Source organism: Desulfosporosinus sp. FKA, from assembly GCF_002196785.1.
GTDB lineage: Bacteria > Bacillota > Desulfitobacteriia > Desulfitobacteriales > Desulfitobacteriaceae > Desulfosporosinus > Desulfosporosinus acididurans.
In genome coordinates this window covers 1-10,391 of sequence record NZ_NAHZ01000002.1, presented here as the reverse complement: position 1 = coordinate 10,391, position 10,391 = coordinate 1, and the positions used below count along the sequence as shown (strand labels likewise).

The following is a 10,391-nucleotide window of genomic DNA, read 5'->3' as shown; positions in this document are numbered from 1 at the left end:
AGTTAAGACCTCCAGGGCCAATAATACTTGGGGCGCAGGCCCCTGGGAAAGTAGGTCATCGCCAGGTAAAACAAGCAACAGACTGCCATAATGGCAGTCTGTTTGTGGTTCATGAAAGAAATGAAAGTATAAACTACCGGGGCTCCACCCGTTCGATCCACGCTGCAGGAGAATGCGTATCGGGACGCAGCGTGGCGAAAAGCTCGTCCGCTTTTCGTATACACGAACTCGGAAGTTAAGACCTCCAGGGCCAAGGATACTTGGGGCGCAGGCCCCTGGGAAAGTAGGTCATTTCCAGGTAAAACAAGCAACAGACTGCCATATGGCAGTCTGTTTGCGTTTAATGAAAGAAATGAAAGTATAAACTACCGGGGTTCCACCCGTTCGATCACATACAGTAGCAGTAGCAAAGAAAGTGAACAATTTTCATAATCAAAGCTATAGATAGATTTTCTGACAAATATTGAACACAGAGTTAACAAATACAAGGAATTTCTCGACTTTAGAAAGAATATGGTAAAATAATGAGAAAAATCAAAGGAAATAGGTAAATACTGAAAACAAATGAGCTTTCGTTGACTTATTATAGTTGATTAAAGACCTAGGGGATTAAAATCAATGGAGTAAACCTTTGGGGATATTCCCATTACCATTGACTCAAAAGGTATAAATGAATAATTCCGATTGGTATTGGAAGACTTTATTTCTTAAACTGTGAGGATTCGTAGAAAACTACGAAATAATCTATCGGAGGAATAATTTTTATGCACAATGTTTTGATCTTGGGTGGAAGTGGACTTGTAGGGAAAGCAATAATTAGAGAACTGGACAAATATCAGGAATTTCAGATTTATGCAACCTACTTTAAAAGTCCATTACCTTTTAATCAAGACAGAATTTTTAAACTGAACATTGAGGATTCGGCTAATATTAGTAGTATACTAAATACTTTAAAGCCTCAAAGTGTCATATCATGTTTAAGCGGAGATTATAATAAACAGTTGATTTTACATACAAAAATTGCTGAACATTTAAAGGAAACCGAGGGTAGATTATACTTTTTCTCTACTCTAAACGTCTTTGATAATGATTTAAGTAAATATCATTATGAACATGATTTACCTGATTCTTGTACTGGCTATGGGCAATATAAAATAGCATGTGAAAACAGAATGATAGAAATTTTACATGATAATGTATGTATATTAAGGCTTCCTCAAGTTTGGGGAAAAGACTCTCCGAGAATGAAATATCTATTAAATTCGCTGATCAATAACGAAGAAATCGTTGTATATCCAAAATTATTATATAATGCAAATACAGATTTTTTGATAGCAAAGCAATTATATTACATTATTGAGAATAAGTTAAAGGGGATTTTTCATCTGGGAGCAGAGGATGTAGTTAATCATAAAGGTTTTTATAATGAATTAATACTAGAGTTGGGTTTTAATAATGCTAGGATTCAAGAAAACTTTGAGGAAGAAGGGTACTTTGCACTTTTATCAGAGAGACATGATGAATTCCCTGGACGGTTAAGATTAATGAATAAGTCGGTAATTAGTTATTTAATCAATTGAAGGTTTAATTAATATGTTATGTCGCATTCTACTAATGTAGCCTCGCAGTTAAATTCCAATTGGATTATTCTTTAACCGTAAAATTACATGACTTTGCTTAAGAGCAATCATGCGCCAAAAACGCCTTAACTTAAGGTCGTATTTTATTTTACACGGCTGTTCTGTGGTTGAGTGTTGTGAAGCAGACAGCAATTCACCGCAACAGTTGTTTACAGGTTATGAGATAAGCTAGCCTATGGTTTAAGGACAATTCGATTAACAATCATTCAAGGCGAATTATATGACGTACAAGAGAAAGAGTAGTACGCTACAGGATCCCGTGGCGTACTACCCTTTCTCATGAAATTAAAGACTATTTATCAAAGGCAACTTGTTTTAGAAAAACTAAAACTATACCAGCTATTAGGTTTCGCATAAAAGAAATTATGGCTAAGTCAATTCAATGACGCTCTTTCGCTGATGTAAATAACGTTTGGGACCACGATTAAGGGATTGGACAAATAATCTTCTTTGTCTATCTTACAAAGTTAAAACTCATTATAACTTTAGAAGTAACGGAAAAATGACCGGAGCAAGAATGATGGTTGCTAATCCAGCAAAGATCATGGCGAGACTTGCAATCGTACCCTCGAGAGAACCTAATGATAAAGCAGCGGATGTTCCGCAGCCGTGTGCTCCTGTTCCCAATAAGACCCCCTTAGCTATTGGTGAACGAAGGTGGAGAAAACGGATTACCAGTGGGCCGATAACAAGCCCCATTAAGCCTGTAAAGATAACAAAGACTGCTGTAAGGGAAGGGATACCACCTAAGTTATTGGAAACATCAATAGCAATTGGAGTTGTAACCGAACGTGGTGCTAAGCTAAGTATAATCTGAGGTTCAAAATTAGCACCCAGCCCCAGCAGGGCAGAAGACAAAAATGCAGAGAGAGTACCCACTAAGACACTGAGAATGATTTCTGGGAAATACTTTTTTAATAATTCATAGTGTTTATATAATGGTAAAGCAAAGGCTACTATTGCAGGTTGTAGAAGTACACTCAGCCATTTTCCGCCAATAATATAGCTTGAATAGGAAATATGAAGTGTTAGTAAACCAATTACTAATGCCGCAGGCGCTATTAATAAGGGTGAGAATAGCACAAAGCGAATACGGCCATATAAAGCCTTTGAACTATAATAGAAGATAATGGTGAGAACTACACTTATGAAGCCAACAAATTCACTCATAATGCCTTTCCTCCTTTTCTAGTTATCATTTCTGCGGTAAGGCCACTGCTAACCATGACAGCGACTGTGCTAATTAAGATGATGATGAATAGATCAAGGCCGTCCTGGTGGAGAAACTGTATGTATTGCATTATTGCTACGACTGATGGAATAAAGAACAAAAGCAATTCAGCAAGCAGCCAGTTACCACCGATAACAACCCAGTTATACGGAAAGATCTCGAGGCGCAAAAGGATAAATAATATGCCCATACCGATTAGACTTCCGGGGAAGTTTAGGTGCAATAGTTTACCTAAGAAACTTCCAACAAACGAAAAGATATAGAGAATACCTATTTGAATTAATGCTAGAAAAATCCGCCTTGGTTTGAACATCCTTGTTATTTGAAGTACTTTTTTCATCGCTAACAACCTCTTTTTTCATTTGCTTGTGGTTGAGTAAATTTATGTAACAAGTATATAGCGACGAGTTCTATGTGTTAAATACATATATAGCATATAAATAATTCCATTTGTCTATAAGTAAAAATACTCATGGGAGGATATAGCGATGGATATTCCTGAAAGCATAAATTTTTAAGTTTTAAATGAAAAAATATTGACATATCTTAACACAAACCTCTTACGTGTGTTTGCTTTTTTTTCTTTGACAAGAACATATGTTTTGTATTATAGTGTTGACAAGGTATAAGATAAACTAAAATATGGAGGGGATTGGCATCGATATTTATGACAAATTGATGATTTTATCAGACTCAGCCAAATATGATGTAGCTTGTACCTCCAGTGGTGTAGATAGACGAGGGAAACAAGGGAGCATAGGAAGTGCTGCAAAAGCAGGTATTTGTCATAGCTTTGCGGCTGATGGGCGTTGTATTTCGTTACTAAAAGTTTTGATGACGAATATCTGTATTTATGATTGCAAATATTGTATAAATCGCACCTCAAATGATACAAAAAGAACGGCATTTACTCCTAGTGAGCTGGCAGAACTAACGGTCAATTTTTATCGAAGGAACTATATTGAGGGATTGTTTCTTAGCTCCGGAGTAATTAAAAGCCCAAATTATACTATGGAGCAAATGATCAAGGCATTAATGCTGCTGCGTGAAGTTTATCATTTTAATGGATATATCCATGTTAAAGCTATTCCTGGAGCGGATAGTGAGTTAGTCACTCGCTTAGGGCTTTTAGCTGATCGCATGAGCGTTAATATCGAATTGCCCTCCCAAGAAAGTTTGAAGCTTTTAGCCCCGAATAAGACAAAAGATTCTATATTACGGCCTATGGGCTTTATTAGTCATAAGATCCAGGAGAATAGCTCAGATCTTGTAAAATTTCGACATGCTTCAAAGTTTGTACCCGCAGGGCAGAGCACACAGCTGATTGTTGGTGCGACGCCTGATACGGATCAAAAAATCCTAACCTTAAGCGAAGGACTCTATCAAAAATATCGTCTGAAAAGGGTTTTTTATTCTGCGTATATACCGGTAGCGGAACATACTCTGTTACCATCTGTAGACACAAAACCTCCTCTTCTACGTGAACATCGCCTTTACCAGGCTGATTGGCTGTTGAGATTTTATGGTTTTAAAGCCAATGAATTGCTTGATGAGCAAACCCCAAATTTCAATTTGCAAGTTGACCCTAAGTGTAATTGGGCAATTAACCATCTGGAACAATTCCCCATTGAAATAAATAAAGCACCTTATGAGATGCTTTTGCGTGTTCCGGGGATAGGGGTAACCAGCGCCATGCGTATTCTAACGGCAAGGAAAAGTAGTCTAATTGATTTTGCTGGGCTCAAAAAGATGGGTGTTGTGCTAAAACGAGCACAATATTTTATTACTTGTAAGGGAAAAGTCATGAATCAGCTAAAAATACCATCAGACATTACTTTGAAAACGCTGATGTCCGATCAGCATAAATTATTAACCGGTTTTGCGGAGCAGCTCTCTCTTTTTTCCGACCATCCTATGACGAGCGAGGAAGTGAGTCAGTGTTTGACAGAGCAGAGATAGTTTATGAATATGATGGGAGTTTCGAAGGGTTAATGTGCTGTGTTTTTGAAAGCTTTGCTCTCAAGGAGGTTCCAAGTGCTATCAGAACTCCTAGTCATCAGCAAAGCCTTTTTGATACAGCGAAATGGATTGAAACGGACATTACCAAGTCAGATCGGGTCTATAAGTCAATCGCAGCAAAAATCTCAGTTCAAGCGCAGGAATTAGTTACGCTGGGTTTTTGGACAAATGCCCCCCAGAAGGAACTATTAATCTATTATTTTTTACGCTTAGGTTATAAGCACGGGAGCAAGGTTATGTCGATGCTTACAGATGATACTGTCAGCACTTTGCAAAAAGCCGTACATCATTTGACGTCCGAAAGCCATAAGTTCAAGGGGTTTGTACGATTTTCTGTTTATGATAAGGTAATGGTGGCGGTAATTGAACCTAAAAATTTCGTATTGCCTCTTATTGCGGATCATTTCTGTGATAGGTTTCGCAATGAGTCCTTTATGATTTATGATAAAACACATAAGATGGCTTTAGTATATCAGGGGCAGGAAGCGAAGCTGATTGATATCGATGAATTAACGTTACCTGAAGCTGATAAATCGGAAGTTGAATATCGCCGTCTTTGGAAGCAATTTTATCAAACGATAGCTATTGAAGAGCGATATAATCCGAAATGCCGTATGACACTAATGCCGAAGAGGTATTGGGGACAATTGACTGAATTGGGAAAAGCTGAGGAATTATATAGTGTTAGTGAGAAACAGCAAAATCTGAGTAAACAAGCTATCAGATCTTTTGAGCCTTAATGTTTGTCCTAGAATTTGTTATCATATTTTTAAATGAACATACTAAGTTCATTGGTTATCTCCTCCAACGCTAAAGAAATGTTGGAGGTTTCTTGCTGTTGGGGGACATTTACCCCAATGTCTTAGATTACAAATTATGAGTATATGAAGGTCGTGGCATAATTATTGGTCATCTTTAGTACAGAATTTAAGTACAGAATGTTCTTTAAGGTTTCGGGAATAAGGCCTCAATCTTATTTTTTTGCTATAATAGATAGAAGAGTTATCCTTTTAAGGAGTTGTTCAAAGTGCTCATAGAAACGGCGCTTAGAGTATTGCAGAAGTATTTTGGCTATACTCAATTTCGGGATGGTCAGCAAAAAGTAATAGAGAGTTTGCTTAAGGGCAGGGATACGCTGGCAATAATGCCCACAGGGGCCGGTAAATCCTTAGCCTATCAAGTTCCTGCTTTAATTTTTCAGGGAACTACATTAGTTATCTCACCGTTAATTTCTTTAATGAAGGACCAGGTTGATGCTCTCCAGCAATTTGGAGTTTCAGCGACCTTTATAAATAGTTCCTTATCCCTCGGAGAAGTAAGGGCCCGAATTGAGCGAGTCCTTCGCGGAGACTATAAGCTTCTCTATATCGCTCCGGAACGATTAGAATCGGAGAACTTCCGTATGCTCTTAAAATCTCTGAATGTTTCTTTTTTGGCAATTGATGAGGCCCATTGTGTTTCACAATGGGGACATGATTTCCGGCCAAGCTACATTCAATTGGGATCTTTTGTAAACTCTCTGCCCCAAAAGCCGCTGATTGGTGCCTTTACGGCAACTGCAACCGAGGAGGTTCAGAGAGATATTGTTCGTTTGCTCCAGCTTGATAACCCTAATGTTTATGTGACGGGCTTTGATCGGCCTAATTTGTCCTTTACAACTCTTCGAGGAGAGAACAAAAAGGCATTTATTTTAGACTATGTACAGGCACATAGGGATCAATCAGGAATCATTTATGCCGGGACTCGAAAAGAAGTGGATCATCTCCAGGTTTTTTTAACGAAACATAGGTTAATGGTCGGAAAATATCATGCCGGGATGAGTGACGACGAGCGTAAAAAGAGCCAAGAGGATTTTCTTTTTGATGAAACTCTGATTATGGTGGCTACTAACGCTTTTGGAATGGGTATTGATAAATCTAATGTTCGATATGTAATCCATTACAATATGCCGAAGAATATGGAGGCCTATTATCAAGAGGCTGGACGTGCGGGACGTGATGGAGAACCGGGGGAGTGTATTTTACTTTTTTCACCTCAAGATGTTGTTCTGCAAAGATTTCTCATCGAACAAAGTGTATTAAATCCGGAGCGGAAATTAAATGAGCATAAAAAGCTTCAAGGAATGGTGGATTATTGTCATACCCCTCGTTGTTTAAGGAAAACTATTTTAGAGTATTTTGGGGAAGAAGAGGTTCCGAATCATTGTGAAAACTGTAGTAATTGTAATGATACACGTGAGATAGTTGATATTACATTAGATGCTCAGAAAATATTTTCTTGCATTTATCGGATGAGAGAACGCTTTGGGATTGGCATGGTTGCTGAAGTACTAAAGGGATCACGTAAAGCGAAGATAATCGAACTAAATTTTGATAAGCTTTCTACGCATGGACTTTTAAAGGATATGTCACTTCAGGAAATAAAGGATCTCATTAATTATTTAGTCGCTGAGAGTTATTTGCAATTATCAACCGGAGAGTATCCAGTATTGAAGCTTATGCCTTCCGCTGTTTCTGTTATCAAAAGTGAGACGAAAGTTATGAAAAAAGTGTCTCCACAACCTTCACGCGATGTTGTGGAAGAGGTCAGTCTCTTCGATCGGCTCCGGGCACTGCGAAAAGAATTAGCAGCACAGGAGAACTTGCCTCCCTATATGATTTTCGCTGATAGCACCTTACGGGAAATGTCCCAGGTTTGCCCGTCAAATTCTAGGGAGATGATTCGGATTAGTGGTGTCGGAGAACGAAAATTAGAAAAGTATGGAGATGAATTCTTGAATGCAATTGCTGATTTTATGGGAACTGCAAAATTCAAAAGGAGCGGCTCATTTTCCTTGCCCGCAGAAAGCAGCATGGATTCAACGACAAAACAATCCAGTAAGGCAACGAATATTAATTTAGCGCTGACGGATATGGCAAAGGACAAACTTCCTAGTCACGTCCAAACGCTGATCTTATATCAAGAAGGGTATTCAATTGAAGAAATCGGGAAGGTTAGGAAAATAACAGAATTAACGGTACAAAATCACCTTGTGCGTTGTGCTCAGGAGGGACATGCTGTACCTTGGGACGACTTTATTCCTGTTGAACAGGAACCTTTAATTTTAGAAGCAGCCCATAAAGCTGGACGCGAAAAATTACGTCCAATAAAAGAGTTGCTTTCCGATGATATTGAATGGTTTACGATAAGGGCAGTCTTGGAAAAACATAGAGAATTTAATTAAGGATTGAACTGTTATAGGTCTTTGAAACTAAATTTCATACGGTTCGGTTCCAGAAGGAGTTATTTCTTAATGCATAGTTCGGAACAAAATCACGCAAGGGAAAATGCTAAAACAAATCGCAAAGTTACGTTAGCTTGTATTATGTTAGCGATGTTTATGGCAGCCATTGAAGCGACGATAGTAGCTACAGCGATTCCAAGTATTGTAGGTGATTTAGGTGGGTTTTCAAAGTTCAGCTGGGTGTTTTCGGCGTTTCTCTTAGCGCAAGCGGTAACAATCCCTATCTATGGGAAATTGGCTGATTTATATGGTCGAAAACCAATCTTTTCATTTGGGGTAATTGTTTTTTTGATGGGTTCATTGCTTTGTGGGTTAGCCAAAAGTATGAATATGCTCATTCTCTTTCGTTTAATTCAGGGTCTTGGGGCAGGTGCTGTTCAACCAATTGCCACGACTATTGTTGGGGACATTTTTGATATCTCAGAACGTGCTCGTATTCAAGGGTATCTTTCAAGTGTTTGGGGGGTATCCTCAATTATTGGGCCAGCTTTAGGTGCTTTTTTTGTGCAATATGTACGTTGGTCTTGGATATTTTGGATAAATATTCCGATAGGCCTTTTTTCTATGATAGGAATATGGTTTTTCCTTAAAGAGACTGTACATACTCAAGAACATAAAATTGATTATTTAGGATCGGCTTTGATATTTATTTCAATCAGCGCCTTAATGGTTATTTTTATCCAAGCAGGAACAGTTTGGCCAATGACCTCAACACCGATTCTTATATTAAGCGGAATTGCCATTTTTGGCATCTTGTTATTCGTTTTACAAGAGAAGAGGGCTATTGAACCCATTATGCCTTTGTGGATTTGGAAACATTCACTGATTCTTGTATCAAATTTAGCCACGTTAACAACCGGTGTTGTCATTATCGGATTATCATCTTTTTTACCAACCTATATACAAGGAGTCATGAATAAAACTCCCTTAATTGCGGGTTTTGCACTTGCTTTTATGTCTATGGGCTGGGTTGTGGCGGCGACTTTTTCCGGCAGAATAATGTTTAAATATGGGTTCCGTAATATTGTTATCGTCGGTTCAATTTGGGCTCTGATCGGTTCAATGTTTTTTGTAACGCTGCAACCAGATAAAGGTTGGCTATGGGCAGGAGCGGGTTCGGCAATTATAGGGATAGGTATGGGCTTGGCAAGAACCGTTTTTATTGTAGGAATTCAAAACAGTGTTGATTGGAAAATGCGCGGTGTAGCTACGGCTTCGAATATGTTTATGAATATATTAGGCAACACTATGGGGGCGGCACTTTTAGGCGGCATCTTGAATCTGAAATTGCTCAATTTTCTACGGAGCAGCGGTAAAGGTGGGGGCCTGCAATTAGATGTCATCAACATCCTGCTTGACCCAGTTAAAAGAGGAGCTTTACCACAAAGTGAATTGAAATTACTTACTTCAGGGCTTGCCTTATCATTGCATAATGTTTTTTGGGGTCTACTGATATTTTCTGTTTTGAGTTTTGGTTTAGCCATATTTTTTCCCAAGACAGTTAATCAAAACTAGACTTACTTGATAGAAAAGTCTTATCTAACTTCTTTCAGAGCTTGCCCACACTCTCCATAGCTCTGATGACTAGTGAACTTATTATTGATTAAATAATACCCGGAATAACTCAAACAGTTATTTTCTTCAAAAGTAATATGTTTAAATTTACCGTGAGCAATGTGGAATGAGGGACTCTACCCCACCTGAAGTTAACGAAGGGCCACCCCCACTTATAGGAGGCCACTGAAAAACTTTATCTTCGAGAAGGTCAGTACCATATATAGGAGGCCACTGAAAAACTTTATCTTCGAGAAGGTCAGTACCATATATAGTGCTGACTTTCTATTTTACCTACGGCATATGGTGGCTTTGGATACCCAAGCAATAGATTTTCCTAGATTTTCAGTGGCCTCACTTATAGAGGTGGGGGTCTTAAAAACTGGATAAAAGCAAAAAAGACTAAAGAAAAGTGTTGACATAGTTAAGGAAGAAGTGGTATTATAACAAAGCGCTCAAGAACAGCGCTTCTAAATACCTCTCAAACCTGTTGCTTGAAGAAAAAGTTGTTGACAGCATTAAGAGAGAGTGTTAGAGTGAAATTCCTTGGTCTTTGAAAACTAAACAACAAGGACAGCCAATGAGAGAAACTCGCAAGAGTTTCAAAAGAATCATGGAATCATGAGCAAGATATCATCTTCTTCAAGAGAAGTTGAAATAACTT

General features: G+C 38.3%; 8 protein-coding genes. 6 read left to right on the top strand and 2 right to left on the bottom strand.

Annotated elements, in window-relative coordinates:
* Together B5771_RS24465 and B5771_RS00110 are read left to right on the top strand one after the other, a co-directional pair.
* A partial coding sequence (locus B5771_RS24465) for a hypothetical protein (protein WP_207652657.1) occupies positions 1-239 on the top strand: 239 nt, incomplete at its 5' end.
* A gap of 525 nt (positions 240-764) precedes the next feature.
* Entirely contained in the window at positions 765-1,580 is an 816-nt protein-coding gene (locus B5771_RS00110; protein WP_088185731.1) for a sugar nucleotide-binding protein, read from the top strand.
* A 537-nt stretch (positions 1,581-2,117) separates the two neighbouring features.
* On the opposite strand, the gene B5771_RS00105 is transcribed toward B5771_RS00110, so the two are convergent.
* Together B5771_RS00105 and B5771_RS00100 are read right to left on the bottom strand one after the other, a co-directional pair.
* The gene (locus B5771_RS00105; RefSeq protein WP_047812145.1) at positions 2,118-2,810 is read right to left on the bottom strand and encodes an LrgB family protein; all 693 of its coding nucleotides are present in this window, start codon (positions 2,808-2,810) and stop codon (positions 2,118-2,120) included.
* On the bottom strand, positions 2,807-3,211 hold the full coding sequence (locus B5771_RS00100) for a CidA/LrgA family holin-like protein (RefSeq protein ID WP_088185730.1): 405 nt from the start codon (positions 3,209-3,211) through the stop codon (positions 2,807-2,809). Before B5771_RS00100 ends, B5771_RS00105 begins: the two co-directional genes overlap by 4 nt.
* A 317-nt stretch (positions 3,212-3,528) precedes the next feature.
* Between B5771_RS00100 and B5771_RS00095 the strand changes: the two genes are divergently transcribed.
* The 4 genes from B5771_RS00095 to B5771_RS00080 all read left to right on the top strand — a co-directional run bounded on the left by B5771_RS00095 (position 3,529) and on the right by B5771_RS00080 (position 9,688).
* Entirely contained in the window at positions 3,529-4,830 is a 1,302-nt protein-coding gene (locus B5771_RS00095) for a putative DNA modification/repair radical SAM protein (RefSeq protein WP_172408099.1), read from the top strand.
* Entirely contained in the window at positions 4,809-5,630 is an 822-nt protein-coding gene (locus B5771_RS00090; RefSeq protein WP_088185728.1) for a TIGR03915 family putative DNA repair protein, read from the top strand. The genes B5771_RS00095 and B5771_RS00090 overlap by 22 nt, the downstream gene beginning before the upstream one ends.
* 287 nt (positions 5,631-5,917) lie before the next feature.
* Entirely contained in the window at positions 5,918-8,113 is a 2,196-nt protein-coding gene (recQ, locus tag B5771_RS00085; RefSeq protein WP_088185727.1) for a DNA helicase RecQ, read from the top strand.
* A gap of 69 nt (positions 8,114-8,182) precedes the next feature.
* A complete protein-coding gene (locus B5771_RS00080) occupies positions 8,183-9,688 on the top strand; it encodes an MDR family MFS transporter (protein WP_088185726.1) in 1,506 nt (501 codons plus the stop codon).
* The last annotated feature ends 703 nt before the right edge of the window (positions 9,689-10,391 follow it).